The sequence below is a fragment of the Flavobacterium succinicans LMG 10402 genome (assembly GCF_000611675.1).
GTDB lineage: Bacteria > Bacteroidota > Bacteroidia > Flavobacteriales > Flavobacteriaceae > Flavobacterium > Flavobacterium succinicans.
Window position 1 is genome coordinate 109,134 of sequence record NZ_JATV01000001.1, and the last position, 20,706, is coordinate 129,839.

Sequence of the window (20,706 nt, forward strand, 5' to 3'; positions counted from 1 at the left end):
TATGTGTTTGGGGCTTTTTTTATGCTTTTTTTTAAAATTACTGTTTATTACCTTATTAAGTTCAATCGTTTTCGTTGAGAAAATCATTTTTATTGAAAACGCAATAAATAGAACTAAAAAATATGATAAATTTAATTTATTATGCGTGCATAATTTATTATTCATTATTAATGTTTTATTTTTGGGTTTTGCAATAAATTTCATAATCATTTTATGCTTTTTTTTGCGGCCTTTAAGTGTTAAATCGGTAGTTTTTTATGTGAATTTTTATTAATATCAAAATTATTTTTACATTTACGACCTAAACCAATTAACACAAAGCTAATGAGAATTTATTTACTTTTTTTGTCGTTGTTTTTTTGTGGTCTTTCTTTTGCCCAAAACTCAATTTCAGGGATTGTTAGAGATGCTAGCAATCAGCCTATCCCAGGTGTAAACATCAAAGTTGTAGGACAGTCTGCAAGTACTGTTACAGATTATGATGGACAATTTGTATTGAACGGAGTCAAAGAACTGCCGGTTACTCTTGAAGTATCCAATTTAGGATTTACCACTCAAATGATTAAGGTAAGTTCCTATAGTCAAAAAGTGAGTGTGAAATTAGTAGATCAAGAAACTAAATTAGACGAAATAGTAGTTTCGGCTTCAAGGACTCCAGAGCGTGTTTTGGAATCTCCAGTTACTATCGAAAGAATGGGTATTGCTGAAATTAAAAAAACAGCCTCTCCTTCTTTTTATGATGGTTTAGAGAATTTGAAAGAAGTGCAAATGAATACCTCTAGTATGTCTTTTAAATCCATAAATACACGTGGTTTTGCCTCTGTAGCTAACGTGCGTTTCATGCAGTTGGTAGATGGTATGGATAATGCTTCTCCTTTGTTAAATTTTGTTTTGGGGAATTTAATCGGTCTTTCCGAAATTGATGTGCAAAGTGTAGAGTTGTTGCCTGGAGCTTCCTCTGCTTTGTATGGTGCCAACGCTTTTAATGGAATTTTGTTCATGAATAGCAAAAGTCCATTTTCTTCACCAGGAATTACCGCTTATGCTAAATTTGGACAAACCTCTCAAAAAGCTGCTGGTACAAATGATTACGTAGACTATGGTGTTAGAATGGCGGGTGTGTTCAGTCCTAAATTTGCTGCAAAAGCTAATTTTACCTACATGAGGGGTACAGAATGGCATGCTACCAATTATGATGACAAAACTAGAGATGGTGTAGATCGTAATTCGGTCAATTATGATGGTATTAATATCTATGGTGATGAAGTGGCAACTAATATTAATGGTGTTGGTCAAGCTTTGGCAGCTCAAGGATTAATTCCTGCTTCAGCTGTTAACCTTTTGCCAAATACTACTGTGAGTAGAACAGGGTACAATGAGGTAGATTTAACTGATAATAAAGTATCGAATACTAAGATCGATTTCTCTTTGCATTATCGTCCTTTTGGAGATGAAAAATTAGAAGTGATTTGGCAAAGTAAATTTGGTTTTGGTAATACGGTGTATCAAGGTGCTAATCGTTACTATTTGAATAATTTTTTCATGCAACAACATAAAATTGAATTCAAAGGGAAGAACTTTTTCGTTAGAGGATACACTACTACTGAGGATGGTGGGCAATCGTATGATATGTTGTTTACTGGAATAAATATTAATAGAAAGTGGAAAGATGATAGAACATGGTTCGGACAATATGCAGGTGCTTACATTTCTAGTACGTTAGGTGGTTTAACACCTGATCAAGCGCATGCAAATGCTAGAAAAACGGCGGATACTGGTAGGTTAATTCCTGGTACAGCTGCTTTCAAAAACGCTTTCAATCAAGTGATTGCGGATCCAGATGTGTTAACAGGGTCTAAATTAGTGGATAATTCTAGGATCTATCATTCTGATGCGAATTACAACTTTAAAGATCAAATAAAATTCGCTGAACTTCAAGTTGGTGGATCCTTTAGATTGTATGAATTGAATTCTTTTGGAAGAATTTATACAGATAAAGATGGGCCAATTAATTACAATGAATATGGTTTTTATGCCCAAGCGCAAAAGAAAGTGATGGATGAGCGTTTGAAAATTACAGCTTCTATGCGATATGATAAGGCCAAAAATTTTGAGGGGAATTATTCTCCAAGAGTATCTTTAGTGTATTCAGGTGGGGCTAATAAGAATCATAATTTCAGAGGATCTTTCCAAACTGGTTTTAGAAATCCATCTACGCAAGATCAGTATATTGGTTTTAATGTTGGAAGCGCCATTCTGTTAGGGTCGGCTCCTGATAATTTGACTCGATATGTTGAGACTTTGCCAATTGCAACCGCGGTCGGCCAAGCGTTTGCTGGTGGAACTTCTGTAACTATTAACGGTACGAATGCTTATCAAAATTCTTATACTGCTTCATCGGTAACTGCTTTTTCAGCTGCTCGAAATCCTGCTTTGTTGAAAAAAACAAATGTTGATTTAGTGAAACCTGAGGAGGTGAAAGCTTTTGAATTGGGGTATCGTTCCTTTATCAATAAAACGTTTATTGATATTAACGGGTATTATAATATCTATAATAATTTTATTGGAAACTTAAACGTAGTAGCTCCATTGTATGGAAAAGCACAAGATGCTCCAAATGCTGCAGCTGGCCCAACAGATGCAGGAGTGCAGTCAATTCATGCCTTGCAAAATGGGAATTTTAGAGCCTTCCAATTGTATACAAATACACCTTTAGAGATTAAATCTCTTGGATTTGGAATCGGTTTGTCTAGAAAAGTATATCAAGATTTTGAAGTAGGTGTAAATTATAATTATGCCCAATTCGATTTTGATCAATCTAAAGATCCAAGTTTCGAAGCAGGGTTCAATACTCCAAAACACAGAGTAAAAGCTTCTTTTAGCAATGAAAATTTGTTTAAAAACTTTGGGTTTAATGTGAGTGGTAGATGGAATAGTGAGTACTTGTGGCAATCTTCTTTTGCGGATGGTACCATCGAAGCGGCTACTGTAATCGATGCGCAGTTGAACTATAATTTTCCAGCTTTAAAATCTACGTTAAAAGTAGGTGCTTCCAATATTGGCGGTAAAGAATATGGTCAGGTATTAGGAGCTGGTTTAATCGGGCAACAATATTTTGCTTCTTGGACGATCAATCCTTAATTATTATTAATAGTAAAAAGAAATAAAAATGATAAAAAATTTCAAATGGTTACTATTTGCTTCTTTAGCATTTGTAGCTTGTAATAATGAGGATGAAGTAACAATTGATTCGAATTCATCCGATGGAAAGCCTTTAACGGCAGGTTCTGCAAATTTTTCTAAGTATGTAGCTCTTGGTGATTCATTTGCTGCAGGATTTTCTGATGGCGCCCTATTTATAGAAGCTCAAAAAGGAGCCTATCCAAATATTTTAGCCCAACAATTTGCGTTAGCTGGTGGTGGTGCTTTCACCACGCCTTTTATGGCCGATAATGTTGGAGGGTTTTTAGGAAGTGCTATTTATACTCCAAGATTATATTTTAATGGTACTGCGCCATCTTCTGTTGCTTTGCCTCCGTTTAATCAGGTTGCTACAACAACTTTTGCCTCTTTAGGTTCAACTTATAATAATATGGGGATTCCTGGAGCAAAAAGTTTTCATTTATTAGCTCCTGGCTATGGTAGTGCCGCAGGGAATCCGTATTTTGCTCGTTTTGCTACTAATGCAGGTACAACGGTTATTGCAGATGCTATAGCTCAATCTCCAACGTTCTTTTCGTTATGGATTGGCGGAAATGATGAATTGGGCTATGCTACAGCTGGTGGAGATGCAAGTGTTAATCCATTAACACCTACAGCTACTTTTCAGAGTACATATAATTCTTTAATATCTCAACTTATTGTAGGAGGAAGAAAAGGTGTTATTGCTAACTTACCTTATGTTACCACGCTACCTTATTTTTATGTAATTAAACACAATCAATTGACTCAAGCAAATCTAACAGTTGTTGGAGTTAATCAAGTTAGTGCTTTGAATACTCAATTATATGGCCCTTTAAAAAATGCACTTACTTTTTTAGGACAAGGAAACAGAATTAATCTTTTGGCAACTACAGGAAACAATCCAATGCTTATGGTTGACGAAAATCTTACCGACTTATCTATACCTCTTTCGCAAGTAATTACTCAAGGTCTAATTCAACAAGGAGTGCCTGCTGCTCAAGCAGCCGCTCAAGGAGCTTTATTTGGACAGGTATTTGGTAGGGCAAGACAAACTTTGCCAACAGATTTAATTTGCTTAAGCGCTTCCTCAAGAATTGGTCAAACACCAACCGTTGCCGCTGACGGAATAGCTTCACCAACACCAACTTTAGGTCAATTAGGTATTACTTTTCCTCTACCAGATAGATATGTTTTGTTGCCTTCAGAAGTTGCTGAAATTAAAACGGCTACAGATGCATACAATACAGTTATAGAAACTGCTGCAACTACAAATAATTTAGCATTTGTTAATGCCAAGGCTATAATGGATCAATTGGGTAACACAGCTGGAATTTCTGCAAATGGATTTACTTTAACATCAACTTATGTAACCGGTGGGGCGTTCTCATTAGACGGTGTTCACCCAAGTCCAAGGGGATATGCTTTAATAGCAAACAAATTTTTAGAAGCAATAAATACAAAGTACGGTTCAAACTTTAAAAATGTAGATTTAGGAAAATATAGAATTTTATTCCCTCCAAATCCTGCAAATTTTTAATTTTTATTCAAATTAAATTATAACCACCAACTTCGGTTGGTGTTTTTTTTTTTTTTTTTTTTTTTTTTTTTTTTTTTTTTTTTGAAGTGAAAAATAAATTTGATGAAAGGGAAGAGGCTGCAAGAAGGTTCATAGGTTTTAATGCTGGCGCAAATGCTTTTGAAATATTTGCCATCTTATGGGCATGCAATTGCAGAGCATTTAATAATATTGCCAGCTAGTAGCTTTATAGGTGCGTTAGTTTCTGGTAATTCAGTAGCTGTTAATGGAGTATTAGTTTTAATTGCGGACAATTGGGTTTTGTCTAAAAATGAAATTTCAGAAGTTAGAGTTGCTACAGATGCGTATAACGCCACAATTGAATCAGTGGCTAAGGCAAAAGGACTTGCGTTTGTAGAGTTGAAAGGAGTAACTGATAAATTAGCGAGTGGCGGTATTGTTTATAATGGATACAATACAACTTCTACATTTGTAACAGGAGGGATGTTTTCATTAGATGGAGTGCATCCAAGTCCAAGAGGATATGCAATAATTTCTAATCTGTTTGCTGAGGCAATTAATGCGAAATATGGCTCTAATTTCAAAAGTGTAAATGTTGGTCAGTTTAGAATTTTGTATCCAGCAAGTTTGTAAATAATCTCAAAAAATAAATCTAAAGCAACCCTCGGTGATTCACTGAGGGTTGCTTTTTTCTATAACGATATAATAGTAGTTCGGATTTCCTTTCTGGGAATCGAAAAATATCGTTTTTTTTGAAAAAAAGATATTGATTATCTATTTTAAAAAATATATCTTTGCTCGCGGAAAAAAGCATCTGAGAGCATTTATTTTCTGATGGCGAATTTCACAAACCAAATAGCTATTTAATAAATACATAAGTAATGTCAAAAGTAATAGGAAAAGTTGCCCAAATCATTGGCCCAGTAGTTGACGTTGTTTTCAACGGTAAGGATGTTGAACTTCCAAAAATTTATGACTCATTAGAAGTCACTAGAAAAGATGGTACTTTGTTAGTACTAGAGGTGCAATCCCATATTGGTGAGAACACTGTACGTACCATTTCGATGGACTCTACAGATGGTTTGAGCAGAGGTTATGAAGTAGTGGGTACGGGTAATCCGATCCAAATGCCAATTGGTCCAGATGTATACGGACGTTTGTTTAACGTAGTGGGTGACGCAATCGATGGATTAGGTGAATTGCCTAAAACAGGTGAAAACGGATTGCCAATTCACAGAGCAGCGCCAAGATTTGAAGATTTATCTACTTCTTCTGAAGTTTTATTTACAGGTATCAAAGTAATCGATTTGATTGAGCCTTATGCAAAAGGTGGTAAAATTGGATTGTTTGGTGGTGCTGGTGTTGGTAAAACAGTATTGATTCAGGAGTTGATCAACAATATTGCAAAAGGTCACGGTGGTCTTTCTGTATTCGCAGGAGTAGGAGAAAGAACTCGTGAAGGAAATGACTTGCTTCGTGAGATGTTAGAGTCTGGAATTATTAAATACGGTGACGATTTCATGCACTCTATGGAAAATGGAGGTTGGGATTTATCTAAAGTGGATATGCCAGGAATGAGAGAGTCTAAAGCTACTTTCGTTTTTGGACAAATGAATGAGCCTCCAGGAGCTCGTGCACGTGTGGCACTTTCTGGATTATCTATCGCTGAGTATTTCCGTGATGGAGCTGGATCTGATCAAGGAAAAGATGTATTGTTCTTCGTGGATAACATCTTCCGTTTTACACAAGCAGGTTCTGAGGTGTCGGCACTTTTAGGACGTATGCCATCTGCGGTAGGTTACCAACCAACATTGGCAACTGAGATGGGGGCGATGCAAGAGCGTATTACTTCTACAAACAAAGGATCTATTACATCTGTACAAGCGGTTTACGTTCCTGCGGATGATTTAACTGACCCTGCGCCAGCAACAACTTTTGCTCACTTAGATGCTACAACAGTATTGTCTCGTAAAATTGCTGAGTTAGGTATTTATCCTGCGGTAGATCCATTAGATTCTACTTCAAGAATTTTGACTCCTCATATCTTAGGAAATGAGCATTACGATTGTGCACAAAGAGTTAAAGAAATTCTTCAAAAATACAAACAATTGCAAGATATCATCGCGATTCTTGGTATGGAAGAGTTATCAGAAGATGATAAATTAGCGGTTTCTAGAGCACGTCGTGTACAACGTTTCTTATCTCAACCTTTCCACGTTGCGGAGCAATTTACAGGTATTCCTGGAGTTTTGGTTGATATTAAAGATACCATCAAAGGATTTAATATGATTATTGATGGTGAATTGGATCACTTGCCAGAATCTGCTTTCAACCTTAAAGGTACTATCGAGCAAGCGATTGAAGCAGGAGAGAAAATGTTAGCCGAAGCATAAAATCAGTTAGCAATTAGAAGGTGGCAGTATGCAAATGGTGCTAATCACTAATTACTAATTACTAATCACTAAAAAAATGATTTTAGAAATTGTATCAGCAGAAGCAAAATTATTTAATGGGGAAATTACTTCTATTACCCTTCCAGGTGTAGACGGAAGTTTTCAAATCTTAAATAATCACGCGCCAATTGTCTCGTTACTAAAACAAGGAACTGTAAAAATTGCAGCCAATAGTTTTGATTTTATAAGCGAAGGAGAAACTAAATTTAAAAAAGTTTCTAATCAATTATACACACTTGATATCGAGTCTGGAACAATTGAAATGAAAGACAATAAATTAATTCTTTTAGCAGACTAAGAGAATATAGAATAGAGAAGAAAGCCCAGCAATTGTTGGGCTTTCTTGTTTTATGAAAAGTTGTATATTTTTGCACTTATGAAAGATTTTCCCCATTCACTCGCTCAAAAGTTAGCCGCCAGACAAGAGCAAAATGCGCTTAGAAAATTGTCTTTGGCCAACCAATTAATCGATTTTGCATCAAATGATTATTTAGGTTTTGCAAAATCCGAAGCTATTTTTACAGCGACACATCATCATTTAGTCACTAATAATAGTATGATAAACGGAGCAACAGGTTCGCGATTGCTTTCTGGGAATCATACTTTGTATCCTACGACAGAGGCTTTTATTGCAAATTTTCATCAATCGCCATCTGCCCTGCTTTTTAATTCGGGTTATGATGCTAATGTTGGTTTTTTTAGTGCAGTACCACAAAAAGGAGATTATATTTTGTTTGATGAATTGTGTCATGCATCAATCAGGGATGGGATTCAGTTATCCAATGCGAAAGCGTATAAGTTCAAGCATAACGATTTTGAGGATTTGGAACGACTTATTTTGAAGTTTCAGGCTTCTGAAAATCAGCATTCCACTACCATTTATGTAGTTACAGAAAGTGTTTTTTCTATGGATGGAGACTGTCCCAATATAGAAGAGTTGGTGACTGTTTCTGAGAAATACAACTGCTATTTAGTGGTTGACGAAGCACATGCATTGGGAGTCTTTGGTGAAAAAGGAGAAGGCTTGGTACAATTTCTGGGTTTGCAACAGCACTTTTTTGCACGAATTGTTACTTTTGGAAAAGGCTTAGGTTGTCATGGTGCTGTTGTGTTAGGTTCTGAGGAATTGAGTAGTTTTTTGGTCAATTTTGCACGAAGTTTTATATACACTACAGGACTTTCTCCACATTCCGTTGCAACAATTGATATTGCTTATCAGGCGTTGAATACTAAAGCAGCAGCAATTGGTGAATTGAAAGAGCGAATTAATTTTTTTAATCAAGAAAAAAACCGCTTCAGTTTGAAACCGCTTTTCGTTCGAAGCAAATCGGCGATTCAATCGGCTATAATTCCCGGAAATGCTAATGTAAAACACATTGCTCAACAACTACAAGAAAAGGGGTTTGATGTAAAACCCATACTTTCACCCACCGTTCCCGCGGGGCAAGAGCGCTTGCGTTTTTGTTTACACAGCTACAATACCGAAGCTCAAATTTCGGAGGTTTTATATTGTTTATCATTACTTCTCTAAAAAAAGCACTATACGAATTATACAGAAAAAATGTTTTTAATTGCTCAAGTTTATTGGTGCCAAAGAACTTGTGTACTTATTTTTTTCAATTTGAATTTTATTTAAGTCTTTTCAGATTAACCAAAAATCATAAAGCCTTTCGGATATTTTTTAACCATATAAGGCATATAAGGTCATCTAAGTTTTTCTTTGCGAACCTTGCGATTAAGTTAGCTATTCATTTGTGTTAATTAGTGCCATTCGTGTTGGATTTGAAAAAAATTACACTTCATAAGTCTCTTGTTTTCTGGGTTTTTTGAAAAAAACAAAAAAAGTTTGTAACGTTTTTAGTTGTTGATTACTTACGAGTCGTAATCAAATTATTTAGCTATCGTTTTTAATCATCAATCATTAACCCAAAAAATCAAAACCCATGAAAAATGTACAAACACAATTCCAAAACCAAATTCTTTACGTATTACTTTTTTTAGCTGGAATTAGCTTAGGGTATAGTTTAGTAAAAGAGTTTGTATTTGAGAAACCAGAAAACGGTTTATTACTAATCACAGCATGCTGTTTGTTAGCTAGTAATTCCTCAACAAAGAATAAATAGAAGGCTAAAACACAATCATCAATCAATCAATCAAAAATCATGAAAACAATTAAAACACTTATTTTAGGTTTAGTAGCGGTAACAAGCTTTAGTTTTTCAACACAAGCACAAACCAAAAAAGCAAATGAAAATTCTTTATTATGGGAAATTTCAGGAAACGGATTAGCACGTCCTTCTTATGTATACGGAACCTTACACATGATGTGTGAAAGTGATTTTACCATCAAAGAAAAAGTGAAAAAAGCATTTGATAAATCAACTAAATTAGCCTTAGAGTTAGATTTTGACGACCCATCAGAAGTAAAAGCGATGCAAGAAATGAGTGTGAGCAAAGTAGCTTTGAGCACTCTTCTGACCCCTGAAGATTATAAAAAATTAGATGTTCTTTTGAAAGAGAAAGTAGGAGTAGGCGCTAGTCAATTTGAGACTACTAGTTTGAGTTCTTTAATGAGTTTAATAATGATAAAATCGTTAAATTGTCCTCCTAAAATGTATGAATTGGAGTTTTTTCAAATGGCTCAAAAACGCAAAATGGAAGTAGTAGGTTTAGAGAAATTTGCGACCCAAATTGCTACTTTAGACGCGGCTTATCCTCCTCACGAAATGGTTGAGCAGTTGGGAAATTATAACAAAAAACATTTCGATTTATTAACTCAAACCTATAAAAGTGAAGATTTAAAGGCCATTTATGAAATGGTTAATGACCCTAAATTTATGGATGAGAAAAGCAAACCTGTAATGTTGGATAATCGCAATAGTAATTGGGTCAAAGATATGCCAGCTATGATGAAAAATGAAAGTGTATTTTTTGCTGTAGGAGCAGCGCATTTAGGTGGAGAAAAAGGAGTGATTCAATTATTACAAAAAGCAGGATATAAGGTACAACCCATAACCAACTAATTTGACTTTGAAGACAAAAGAGCAAGAATTTTTATCCCGAATCGAGCAGCATAAAGGCATCTTGTACAAGGTTTCCAAAATGTATATGGACAACCGAGACGACCAAGAAGATTTGTTTCAAGAAATCATTTGCCAGCTATGGAAAGCCAACGATAGTTTTAAAGGAGAAAGTCAGTTTTCTACTTGGATGTATCGTGTAGCCATCAATACTGCCATTGTTTTTCTGAAAAAAGAAAAAAAGAAAGTAGACAAATACGAATTGTCATCTACTAATATTCCCGACGAAGAAGGGGATGCCGATATCAAAGAGCGGCAATTGGAACACTTTTATAGGGCCGTTCAAAAATTGGATAAGATAGACAAAGCGATTATTTTTTACCAACTCGAGGGGTTTTCACATAAAGAAATTGGAGAAAACCTAGGGATTTCAGAAGGAAATGCTAGAGTCAAATTGAATAGAGCCAAAGAAAAATTAAAAGAAATTATAAAAAATCAAGGATATGGATTTTAACGATATACAATCAGCTTGGAACAACGAAAACACCAAAAATGTGGTTGTTCCCACTCAATTAGAGAAAGTACAACAGGCCAATACACCACTAGATAAGATTAAGAAAAATTTGAAAAATGAATTTATTTATCAAATTGTATCAATTGTTCTTATAGGATTTGCGCCTTATTTAAATGGATTTCCAGAGCAAGCCATCACTCCCTTTTATTTGTTGTTCAGTTTGTTTGTAGCAGTTAGTGCTTATTATTTAATTAAGTTGTTTATTTTTTATAAACGATTAAATAAAACGACATTAAGCACCAAAGACAATTTATACGAAACCTATTTTGATATCCGCTTGAATATGGAACTTTACAAGACCTTTGGCTTTGCCTTAACGCCTTTTCTGGTTTTGTTTTTGATTGGGGTTTTATATTTTAAACTGCCTAACGGTGCGACATTATTTACTGATATCACCAATAGTATAGTGTTGTTTGTTGCGGTTTTGTTTAGTATGTTGTTCATGGGGATCGCTTTAGAATGGTGGGTACACTATTATTATGGCAAATACGCCAAAGAAATCCGAACCGTTTTAGACGAGTTAAAAGAAGAATAAATATAAAGCAACTTTCGGGTTGCTTTTTTTGTGTTGCAATCATAGTAGATTTTGTGATTTCTTTGCGAACTTTGCGGTCAAAAGCTCAAAAAAATATGAAATTATTTATTACAGGAATAGGTACCGATGTAGGTAAAACCGTTGCAGCCGCTATCATTACACAAGCTTTAGAAGCCGATTATTGGAAACCCATTCAGGCAGGAGATTTAGATAATTCCGATAGTCATAAAGTAAAGGCATACGTGTCCAATCAAAAGACTGTTTTTCATCCCAATAGTTATGCTTTGCATACGCCTGCAAGCCCGCATTATGCAGCCGAGATTGATGGTATTACCATTGATTTAACTCAAATTAAAGAGCCAGTAACCGAAAATCATCTAGTAATAGAAGGCGCTGGTGGAATTTTAGTTCCTTTGAACACAACTAATACGATTGCCGATTTGATTCAACCCGATTATAAAGTGATTGTGGTTTCCCGTCATTATCTGGGGAGTATTAATCATACGTTGTTGACTATCGAGGCGTTGCAAAACCGAAACATTGCGGTGGCTGGAATTGTTTTTTCTGGAGATGAAAATCAAGCAACCGAATCGATTATTTTAAGCAAAACTGGATTGAAATGTATTGGACGAATTGACCAAGAACCCTATTTTGACACGAATGTCATCGCAGAATATGCCGATTTGTTTAGAGAGCAATTATTGAGTTTATAAGAAATTAGAATGCAGAATAAAGAGCATAGACTTTTCTATCTTTGTCAAAAAAATATAGGGTATAGTCTTTCCTCTATACTCTATTTTCTATATTCTTTAAAACTATGAATTTAACAGAAAGAGACCAGAAACACCTTTGGCATCCGTACACTCAACATAAAACAGCGGCTTTACCAGTTGGAATTGTCCGTGGCGAAGCGGCGTTGTTGTGGGACGAAAGTGGTAAAGAATATATCGATGCCATTGCTTCTTGGTGGGTCAATCCTTATGGTCACTCGAATCGCTTTATTGCGGATGCGATTTATAAACAACTTACTACCTTAGAGCACGTACTTTTTGGAGGTTTTACGCACGAACCCGCTGTTGTTTTATCCGAAAAATTAGTCGAAATTTTACCTAGCAATCAGCAAAAACTCTTTTTTTCGGATAATGGTTCTACCGCTGTCGAAATTGCGATAAAAGTGGCTTTGCAGTATAACTTTAACCAAGGAATTTCAAAAACGACGATTATTGCTTTTGAAGATGCTTTTCATGGCGACACCTTTGCGGCTATGGCGGCAAGTGGAATTTCTTTCTTTACCGAAGCTTTTCAAGGAATGATGATTGATGTCGTAAGGATTCCAGTTCCGGTACAAGGTAAAGAAGCGGAAAGTATGGCAGCTCTTCAAAAAGTAATTACCGATAAAAATTGTACGGCTTTTATTTTTGAACCCTTAATACAAGGTGCCGCTGGAATGGTGATGTATGCACCCGAAGCCTTGGATAACTTGCTTCAAATTTGCAAAGAAAACCAAGTATTGACCATCGCCGATGAAGTGATGACTGGTTTTGGGAAAACCGGAAAAAACTTTGCTTGCGATTATTTGAAAACGTTGCCCGACATGATGTGTTTGTCTAAAGCCTTGACTGGTGGCACTATTCCTATGGCGATTACGACTTTTACCACGGACATTTTCGATGCTTTTTATGATGATGATATCAACAAGGCCTTGTTTCACGGGCATACGTTTACGGCAAATCCAACGGGTTGCGCTGCGGCACTAGCCAGCATCGAATTGTTGCAAACCGAAACGATGCAGACCAACATTCAACGCATTCATCAACGCCATTTGGACTTTCAAAAGCGTATTGCTACACATCCAAAAGTAAGTACTACTAGAGTTTTTGGGGTGATTTTCGCTTTGGAAATCAAGACTGATAGCAGCTTTAGTTATTACGGCTCATTGCGCAATAGGCTCTATAATTTTTTTATTGAAAATGGAGTAATTCTGCGTCCAGTTGGGAATATAGTTTACATTTTGCCGCCCTACGTAATTACCGATGCACAGTTGCAAAAAGTGTATGAAGTAGTCGAAAGTGCTTTGGAAATAGTGTAGTTTTTTAAACACGAATTTCACGAATTTCACGAATTGACACAAATTAAAACGGTAGAGACTTCGAGGTGAAAAAGACACAGATTACACAGATTACACAGATTTACACAGATTTACACAGATTTTTATTTTGGTATAATTACATCCGCGTTATCCATGTTCCAATTATGTTGTTAGTTTTAACCTCAAGGCACGCAAAGGATTACGCAATGTTCGCAAAGTTTTGGGTTTTGTGGAAAATCTGTATTTAACTTTTTATTGGTAGAAACAAGCAATCCGCGTCAATCCGTTTTATCTGCGTTATCCGTGTTCCATTCTATTGTTGATTTTAACCGCAAGGCTCGCAAAGGATTACGCAAGGTTCGCAAAGTTTTGGGTTTTGTGGAAAATCTTTGCAACTGTGCAATTTGTGTTTATCATCTTCAATACTAAAAAAATCTGCGTCCATCCGCTTTATCTGTGTCATCCGTGTTCCCATCACGATAGTCTTTCAATTTCAATCTGTGCAAATTTGTCCAATCTGTGTTTTACATTAAAAAATCCGCGTCATCCGTGTTCCATTTATGCGCATAGCTAAAATCAATTTGTATAGATTTTTAATTATTTTGTGGACTTTGTGTAATTCTTTGCGACCTTTGCGGTTAAATTACAATCGTCTATTTTGTCACAAATTATCTCTATAACCGCTTTGTCCTCTATTTCCCCTTTGGGCAATGACCCAAAGACCATTTGGGAAAACTATCAACATCCTTCAACTTGTTTTTCTGAGCAGTTTTTAGACCATCAAAAGACTTGGGTGGCTGCTTTGGATGCCGCTTCACAACAAGAAGTTTTGGCTTTACAGCAAACAGATATTAAGTACAAAGCATTAGACAAGTCGGTGTTGTATGCTATGGTCGCGGCAAGAAAAGCGATGGCGCAGGCAGGTTGGGAAAAAGGAGGGAGTTTTGGTATCAACATCGGCTCGTCTCGAGGTGCCACCGATTTGTTCGAAAAACATTTTCAAGAATATTTAACCACGGGGAAAGCCCAAACTTTAGCTTCACCCACTACTACTTTGGGAAATATTTCGTCTTGGGTGGCACATGATTTGCAAAGTACGGGTCCTGAAATTTCGCATTCCATTACTTGTTCTACTGCTTTGCATGCTTTACTCAACGGAGTCGCTTGGTTGCGAGCGGGAATGGCAAATCAGTTTTTGGTAGGTGGTAGCGAAGCGCCCTTGACTGATTTTACGATAGGTCAGATGCGCGCTTTGAAGATTTATACTCAAAACAAAGAGGGTCATCATGAGCCTGTCGAATGGCCCAACCGTGCTTTGGATTTGGATAAAAAGCAAAACACAATGGTTTTGGGTGAAGGTGCGGCAGTATGCTGTTTAGAATTAGGAAAGAAAGCAAACGCCTTGGCTTTTATTGAAGGCATTGGCTACGCTACAGAAATTTTGGAACATAACATTTCAATCTCGGCAGAAGCCATTTGTTTTCAAAAATCGATGGCAATGGCTTTGCAAAACACACCTTTATCCGAAGTAGATGCTATTGTAATGCACGCCCCAGGCACCATCAAAGGTGATTTGACAGAATACCGTGCCATTGAAAAAGTGTTCGGAAAGCAGTTACCATTACTAACTACCAATAAATGGAAAATTGGCCACACGTTTGGTGCCTCAGGAATCTTAAGTGTCGAAATGGCCATTTTGATGCTCCAACACAATCAGTTTATTCACACTCCTTTTTTTAATCAAAATTCAGATTCAAGAACGATTCGTAAGGTGCTCGTTAACGCTGTTGGGTTTGGTGGTAATGCCGTTTCGGTGTTGTTGAGTTTGTAAAATTTGGTTAACTGTTTAATCGGTTAATGGTTAATTGTTTAAAACTTTGCGTCCCTTGCGTAAATCTTTGTGAACTTTGCGGTTAAATTTTGCACCACAAAGAAACACGAAGAACTCACGAAGCTACACAAAGGAATGCAGTTGAACTTTGCGCCTTTGCGACCTTGCGGTCAAATTTTTTGCCACGGATTTCACTGATGGAACGGATTTTAAAAAAAGTTTAATCGGTTAATGGTTAATCGTTTAAAACTTTGCGTCCTTTGCGAGCCTTGCGGTTAAAATTTCACCACAAATAAACACCAAGAATTCACGAAGCTACACAAAGGAATGCTGTTGAACTTTGTGCCTTTGCGTCCTTGCGGTTAAATTTTAGTCACTATAAAAAAACCGCCTCATCCGCGTTCCCATACTCCAATTCCTTTACTTTATCATAAATCAAATTGCTCTCAAAACCACGACGAAGCATATAATCACAAAACTTTTTCCTTTTTTTAAGCGCATTTTTTTCTGTAATAGATTGCCAATTCCTTTCGGCTAAAGCATTAAAAGTTTCCGAATATTCCTCGGCTGAGATTTCTTTTAAGGCAAGTGCAATCAAGGTATTATTGATGTTACGCATTTTGAGTTCATTGGTAATGCGGATTTTTCCCCAGTGTTTGATGCGGTGTTTTCCACGGGCGAAACTACAAGCAAAACGAGCCTCATTCAAGAAGTTCTGTTCGATAAGATGCACAATAAGTTGGTCTATTTCTTGGGATTCTAGGTGCATACCTCTCAATTTGGTTACCACTTCTTCGTGACAGCGCTCTTGATAGGCGCAATACTGTTCTATTTTGTGTTGGGCTTCTTTCAGGGTGTATAAGGGTGGCATGAAGAGATTTTGAGATTAGTACCAGAGCAGCAAAAATAAGGTTTTATATAGGAAGTTGCCAAAATCATGTCTTGAAAGTAGAATGCAAAATAAGACACTTGTTGTTCATGGATTTAATAGTTTAATTAACATACTGTTAAGCCTAAATTAATTACTTTTGCCCCAAATTAACAAAAATTATATAGAATTTTTTCTTTATAATTTTTTGTTATCCTAGATTAAATTTAGACTGTTTTTTTATGAAAAAAATTTTACTTTTTGCGGTGTTGTTGGTGGTTCAATTGGGGTTTGGGCAAAAAACCTGGGATGGAGGAGCAGGAACTTCAAATTGGGGGGATGCTAATAATTGGAGCCCGAATGGTGTGCCTAGTAATGCAGATGATATAACTCTGATAAGCAGTAATGTTGTTGTTGTAAACATAAATTTAGCTGTTTGTAAAAGCTTAAATATTAGTGGTACACTTACTATTGGGAATAATGATACTAATAGAAGATTAACAGTTTCAGGCAATGTAATAATTAACGGAGGAGGTGTTTTACAAACAGCCGGAAATGGAGGGAACACTTTGTTAATAGGTGGTAATCTTGTAAATGATGGCACTTTCGATATGAATGTTGGTAATGCTGATGCAGAAGTTACTTTTAATGGGGGGACAACTCAAACTATAAGTGGAGCAGGGGCTACAATGGATTTTAATTCGATAACGTTAACTAATGCTTTTCCACTAGTAATAAATAGAGGGATTACTGTTGATGGAGATTGGATAAATAATGGAAAATCAGTTTCGGGTTCTGGTTTAGTTACATTTACTGGGAATTCAATTATTGGTGGGCCTTCAGTTACAGCTTTTCCAAATCTGACTATAACAGGAACGGTATTACAAGGTGTAAATACGACAGTAAGTGGAAACTTCACAATAAATTCAGGTACATATAGAGTTAATAATGCAACAAATTATACCCTGACTATTGGTGGAAATTATAATCAAACAGGTGGAGTTTTTGATTTTAACGCAGGAACTTCTGGAACAAGTAATGTTTATCTTGCTGGAAATTTGACAAACTCTGCTGGATCAGGTTCCATATCAACAGTGGGAGTAGTTAAAAATGGTATTCTTACATTCAATGGGTCTGGTATTCAAATTTTAAATATGCCAACAGCTGGTGCTGCTATTTGGGCGAAGTATGTTGTTAATACAGGAAGTACATTAAAGTTAGCTTCAAACTTTACATTAAATAGAGATGATGCTGCGACACAATCTGATTGGGTAGGAGAACTTACTGTTAATGGGACTTTAGATTGTGCTACATTTCAGGTTTCACAATCAGGTGGTACTACAGGAGTTGCTAAAGTTAATCTAAATGCTGGGGCGATATTGATAACTGCTAATCCAAGTGGTATAGATGGCTCAGTTTCATCCACAAATATAACACGAACATTTAGTACTACTGCAAACTATAATTTTAATGGTTCAGTAGCTCAAACTACTAGTGCTGGAATGCCCGGAACTGTTAATAGTCTAACTCTAAGTAATACTTCGGGAGTTACTCTTAGTAAAGCAACAACTGTAACGACTGCTTTTTCGATTGCTTCTAATGCAATTGCTAATTTAGGAACTTTTACCCATACAGCTGGAAGTTTATTTCTAGGTGGTTTTACAACTTCTTCTGGGTCTTGGGGTAGTACTACATCGAGTGCTACTAATAAAAACAATACTTATTTTGCTGCCACAACTGGAATTGTAAATGTAGGATCGTCTACTTGTACTTTGCCAACAGTTTATACAATGACGGGTTCTGGTAATCTTTGTGCTGGTTCTGCTGGTAATCTGATAGGTCTTTCTAATTCAGAAATAGGAGTGAGTTATCAATTAGTAAGAAATAGTGTTAATGTAGGTTCAGTTATTGCTGGTACAGGTAGTTCCATTAGTTTTGGACTTCAAAATAGTGTTGGGAATTATACTGTCATTGCTACTAGAAATAATACTTTTTGCTCATTTGCTATGACTGGGGTGGTTACGATTTATATTGCCAGTTTACCTCCTTTGCCTGTTGGAGCAACAATAGTAGACGCAAGTTGTAGTGCTGCTATAGGAAGTATTACTTTGGCAAATCAAAATCATGCTTTAGAACTTGTGAAAACAAGTAGCCAATACATAAGTACCGCTAGTTCTTTTCTTTCTAATTTAGCCAGTTTTACATTGGAAGGTTGGATTAAATATAGGACATCTGATTTGAATACATCTGGTTTTACTAGTTTATTCGGGCAAAATGACGTATTGGAATTTGGTTTTCAAGGTAGTCAGTTGCATTTATACACTTTAAATGGAGGTAATATCTATGCAACTCCACCTGTTAATCTTGGTGATAATACTTGGCATCATATAGCAGCAGTTGGGACAGGTTCACAGATCTTAATTTATGTTGACGGAGTAGTAGTTGGATCTGGTGGAAATGCAACTTCAAATTATGGTTCTAGTGCCGATAATGTAAAAATTGGGGCTGGTGTTTTTAATAGTTCGGGTGATTTTTTCGGTGGTCAGATAATGAAAGTTGGTCTTTATAATACAGCACTTTCTACTACCAGAATTGCTAGTTTAGCTTATTCTCCTATAACTTATACTGGAAGCGAATCGGGTTTAATTGCTGGGTATAATTTTCAACAAGGGTCAGGTACTACACTTGCTAGTTTGCCTGCCGGTAAAAACGGGACTTTAGTAAACACCCCAGTTTGGAGAGATCCATATACTTATGCTTGGACCAAAACAGGGACACCTGCTTATACCGCAAGTACCAGAAATATTACAGGGCTTTCGTCAGGTGAATATAATTTATATTTTGATATTGGTAAAGGATGCTCTAGGTCTATTAGTTATACCATAGGAACTAAGTCGACCACATGGAATGGAATATCCTGGACTCCTTCATTGCCTACTATTGATTACAATCTAGAGTTTACAGGAGATTACACCTCTACAGGAAGTTTAAATGGTTGTTCTTGTACGGTTACATCAGGTAATGTTCTTATCAAAGATGGTCATACCTTAACTATTACTAATGCAGTTAATGTAACTAATAGTGCAACGACAAGTCTTATTTTCGAAAACAATGCGAGTTTAGTCCAAACTAACAATGTTACTAATTCAGGAGCTATAGAATACCGTCGTAAATCATCTCCGATGAAGAATTTCGATTTCACGTATTGGTCTTCTCCGGTAGCGAATCAAAATATAGTGGCTTTGTCTCCCAATACGTTGTCTGATAAATATTTTAGATTTGATCCTGTAAACGGTTGGATTATCTATAATAAACCAGTTACTGATGCACTTCCTAGTACCATGATTCCTGGTGCTGGATACATTATCCGAGTGCCAAAACCCGGTTCTCCTGCGCCTGATAACTGGTCGGGAACTACCTATGAACAACCGGTGACTTTCAAAGGAGTTCCTAATAATGGAAATTATAGTTTCGCAGTGGGAGCCGACCAATACAATTTGATTGGGAATCCGTATCCATCAGCTATAAATGCGACTAAATTTATGCAAGATAATAGTAGTATTATTTATGGTGCTTTGTATTTTTGGACGCATAACACGGCAATAAATAATAATAATTATACTGCAAATGACTATGCAACCTATACATTGACAGGAGGTACTGGTACAGGATTGAAAGCGCCAAGTACTGGTATAACTGGAACTGTCCCAAATGGTTTCATAGCCGCAGGTCAATCTTTTTTAGTAGGGAACGTTGGAGCAGGAAGTTTCCAATTCACCAATGCCATGCGTGTTTCGGGAAATAATACCCAATTCTTCAAACAAGCCAATACCAAAAAAACAACGGCTATCGAGAAGAACCGTGTTTGGCTAAATTTAACCAACAGCCAAGGAGCCTTCAAACAATTGTTAGTAGGGTATATTGCTGGTGCTACCAATGATTTCGACAATTTGTATGATGGACCAACTTTTGACGGCCAACCTTTTGTGGATTTTTACAGCATTAATCAAGGAAAAAAATTAACGATTCAAGGTCGCGCTTTGCCTTTTGAAGCAACGGATGAAGTGCCATTGGGCTACCGCAGTACGATTGCGGGTCCATTTGAGATTAGTATTGATGCAAGAGACGGAAATTTAGCCCAACAAGAAATTTGGTTGGAAGATAAAAAGACGGCTACCGTTCATGATTTGACCAAAGGCAGTTACACCTTTACTACTATCAATGGGGTAGAAAACGACCGCTTCGTGTTGAAATACACCAATAAAACCTTGGGTACTGATGAGAACACATCAGCAGACAAATCGCTAGTGATTAGTATCAAAAATAAAAAAATAACGGTTACTTCTTCTGAAGAAACCATTACTCAAATTCAGATTTTTGATTTGTTAGGTAGAAAAATCTATGATAAATCCAAAATCAACGCACAAGAGTATTTGATCGAGGCCTTGCCTTCGAGTGAGCAAACGTTGATTGTCAAAACTACTTTAGCCAACGGAGCGATTAGCAGCAAGAAGATTATTTTGTAAGTAAAATAGCTTCAAACGATAAGCCCTTTCAGAGTCTAATGCTTTGAAAGGGTTTTTTGTTTTACAACTTTGCATTGTTAAATTGTTGAG

16 protein-coding genes are annotated in these 20,706 nt (G+C 36.4%); 14 read left to right on the forward strand and 2 right to left on the reverse strand.

Annotated features, from left to right (window positions below):
- The first annotated feature begins 324 nt into the window (after positions 1 to 324).
- Entirely contained in the window at positions 325 to 3,141 is a 2,817-nt protein-coding gene (locus AO58_RS0100465) for a TonB-dependent receptor (protein WP_024979831.1), read from the forward strand.
- A gap of 28 nt (positions 3,142 to 3,169) precedes the next feature.
- A complete protein-coding gene (locus AO58_RS0100470; RefSeq protein WP_024979832.1) occupies positions 3,170 to 4,720 on the forward strand; it encodes an SGNH/GDSL hydrolase family protein in 1,551 nt (516 codons plus the stop codon).
- Between the two features lie 7 nt (positions 4,721 to 4,727).
- Here the strand turns inward: AO58_RS0100470 and AO58_RS17875 are convergent, their stop codons facing one another.
- Complete coding sequence (locus AO58_RS17875) at positions 4,728 to 4,895, reverse strand: hypothetical protein (RefSeq protein ID WP_155959399.1); 168 nt, start codon at positions 4,893 to 4,895, stop codon at positions 4,728 to 4,730.
- Between AO58_RS17875 and AO58_RS0100480 the strand changes: the two genes are divergently transcribed.
- From AO58_RS0100480 to AO58_RS0100535, 11 genes are all read left to right on the forward strand, one after another.
- Entirely contained in the window at positions 4,874 to 5,353 is a 480-nt protein-coding gene (locus AO58_RS0100480) for an SGNH/GDSL hydrolase family protein (protein ID WP_024979833.1), read from the forward strand. The genes AO58_RS17875 and AO58_RS0100480 overlap by 22 nt on opposite strands.
- A gap of 248 nt (positions 5,354 to 5,601) precedes the next feature.
- On the forward strand, positions 5,602 to 7,113 hold the full coding sequence (gene atpD / locus AO58_RS0100485; protein WP_024979834.1) for a F0F1 ATP synthase subunit beta: 1,512 nt from the start codon (positions 5,602 to 5,604) through the stop codon (positions 7,111 to 7,113).
- A 76-nt stretch (positions 7,114 to 7,189) separates the two neighbouring features.
- The gene (locus tag AO58_RS0100490) at positions 7,190 to 7,471 is read left to right on the forward strand and encodes a F0F1 ATP synthase subunit delta/epsilon (protein WP_024979835.1); all 282 of its coding nucleotides are present in this window, start codon (positions 7,190 to 7,192) and stop codon (positions 7,469 to 7,471) included.
- Between the two features lie 78 nt (positions 7,472 to 7,549).
- Positions 7,550 to 8,704, forward strand: a complete 1,155-nt coding sequence (locus AO58_RS0100495) for an aminotransferase class I/II-fold pyridoxal phosphate-dependent enzyme (protein WP_024979836.1) — start codon at positions 7,550 to 7,552, stop codon at positions 8,702 to 8,704.
- A gap of 412 nt (positions 8,705 to 9,116) precedes the next feature.
- Positions 9,117 to 9,296 carry a hypothetical protein gene (locus AO58_RS0100500; protein WP_024979837.1) on the forward strand — a complete coding sequence of 60 codons (180 nt, stop codon included), beginning with the start codon at positions 9,117 to 9,119 and terminating at the stop codon, positions 9,294 to 9,296.
- Positions 9,297 to 9,335: 39 nt separating this feature from the next.
- Positions 9,336 to 10,196 (forward strand): TraB/GumN family protein, encoded by an 861-nt coding sequence (locus AO58_RS0100505; RefSeq protein ID WP_024979838.1) that lies wholly within the window; start codon positions 9,336 to 9,338, stop codon positions 10,194 to 10,196.
- A gap of 7 nt (positions 10,197 to 10,203) precedes the next feature.
- Positions 10,204 to 10,707 carry an RNA polymerase sigma factor gene (locus tag AO58_RS0100510; RefSeq protein WP_024979839.1) on the forward strand — a complete coding sequence of 168 codons (504 nt, stop codon included), beginning with the start codon at positions 10,204 to 10,206 and terminating at the stop codon, positions 10,705 to 10,707.
- Positions 10,697 to 11,302 (forward strand): hypothetical protein, encoded by a 606-nt coding sequence (locus AO58_RS0100515; protein WP_024979840.1) that lies wholly within the window; start codon positions 10,697 to 10,699, stop codon positions 11,300 to 11,302. The genes AO58_RS0100510 and AO58_RS0100515 overlap by 11 nt, the downstream gene beginning before the upstream one ends.
- 95 nt (positions 11,303 to 11,397) lie before the next feature.
- The gene (bioD, locus tag AO58_RS0100520) at positions 11,398 to 12,015 is read left to right on the forward strand and encodes a dethiobiotin synthase (RefSeq protein ID WP_024979841.1); all 618 of its coding nucleotides are present in this window, start codon (positions 11,398 to 11,400) and stop codon (positions 12,013 to 12,015) included.
- A 104-nt stretch (positions 12,016 to 12,119) separates the two neighbouring features.
- Positions 12,120 to 13,391, forward strand: coding sequence for an adenosylmethionine--8-amino-7-oxononanoate transaminase (gene bioA, locus AO58_RS0100525; RefSeq protein ID WP_024979842.1), 1,272 nt, complete (start codon positions 12,120 to 12,122; stop codon positions 13,389 to 13,391).
- A gap of 658 nt (positions 13,392 to 14,049) precedes the next feature.
- Complete coding sequence (locus AO58_RS0100535; RefSeq protein ID WP_024979843.1) at positions 14,050 to 15,222, forward strand: beta-ketoacyl synthase N-terminal-like domain-containing protein; 1,173 nt, start codon at positions 14,050 to 14,052, stop codon at positions 15,220 to 15,222.
- Positions 15,223 to 15,598: 376 nt separating this feature from the next.
- Here the strand turns inward: AO58_RS0100535 and AO58_RS0100540 are convergent, their stop codons facing one another.
- Complete coding sequence (locus tag AO58_RS0100540) at positions 15,599 to 16,093, reverse strand: regulatory protein RecX (protein ID WP_024979844.1); 495 nt, start codon at positions 16,091 to 16,093, stop codon at positions 15,599 to 15,601.
- Positions 16,094 to 16,332: 239 nt separating this feature from the next.
- Here AO58_RS0100540 and AO58_RS17470 point away from each other — a divergent pair, with 239 nt between their 5' ends.
- Positions 16,333 to 20,616: a RemA C-terminal-like gliding motility protein gene (locus AO58_RS17470; protein ID WP_024979845.1), complete on the forward strand. Its 4,284-nt coding sequence runs from the start codon at positions 16,333 to 16,335 to the stop codon at positions 20,614 to 20,616.
- Positions 20,617 to 20,706 lie beyond the last annotated feature (90 nt).

What these genes read in the sequence shown, in the direction of transcription:
- AO58_RS0100465 (WP_024979831.1), top strand. Translation starts at nt 325, where the DNA reads ATGAGAATTTATTTACTTTTTTTGTCGTTGTTTTTTTGTGGTCTTTCT.
- AO58_RS0100470 (WP_024979832.1), top strand. Translation starts at nt 3,170, where the DNA reads ATGATAAAAAATTTCAAATGGTTACTATTTGCTTCTTTAGCATTTGTA.
- AO58_RS0100480 (WP_024979833.1), top strand. Translation starts at nt 4,874, where the DNA reads ATGCTTTTGAAATATTTGCCATCTTATGGGCATGCAATTGCAGAGCAT.
- AO58_RS17875 (WP_155959399.1), bottom strand. Translation starts at nt 4,895, where the DNA reads ATGGCAAATATTTCAAAAGCATTTGCGCCAGCATTAAAACCTATGAAC.
- atpD (WP_024979834.1), top strand. Translation starts at nt 5,602, where the DNA reads ATGTCAAAAGTAATAGGAAAAGTTGCCCAAATCATTGGCCCAGTAGTT.
- AO58_RS0100490 (WP_024979835.1), top strand. Translation starts at nt 7,190, where the DNA reads ATGATTTTAGAAATTGTATCAGCAGAAGCAAAATTATTTAATGGGGAA.
- AO58_RS0100495 (WP_024979836.1), top strand. Translation starts at nt 7,550, where the DNA reads ATGAAAGATTTTCCCCATTCACTCGCTCAAAAGTTAGCCGCCAGACAA.
- AO58_RS0100500 (WP_024979837.1), top strand. Translation starts at nt 9,117, where the DNA reads ATGAAAAATGTACAAACACAATTCCAAAACCAAATTCTTTACGTATTA.
- AO58_RS0100505 (WP_024979838.1), top strand. Translation starts at nt 9,336, where the DNA reads ATGAAAACAATTAAAACACTTATTTTAGGTTTAGTAGCGGTAACAAGC.
- AO58_RS0100515 (WP_024979840.1), top strand. Translation starts at nt 10,697, where the DNA reads ATGGATTTTAACGATATACAATCAGCTTGGAACAACGAAAACACCAAA.
- bioD (WP_024979841.1), top strand. Translation starts at nt 11,398, where the DNA reads ATGAAATTATTTATTACAGGAATAGGTACCGATGTAGGTAAAACCGTT.
- bioA (WP_024979842.1), top strand. Translation starts at nt 12,120, where the DNA reads ATGAATTTAACAGAAAGAGACCAGAAACACCTTTGGCATCCGTACACT.
- AO58_RS0100540 (WP_024979844.1), bottom strand. Translation starts at nt 16,093, where the DNA reads ATGCCACCCTTATACACCCTGAAAGAAGCCCAACACAAAATAGAACAG.
- AO58_RS17470 (WP_024979845.1), top strand. Translation starts at nt 16,333, where the DNA reads ATGAAAAAAATTTTACTTTTTGCGGTGTTGTTGGTGGTTCAATTGGGG.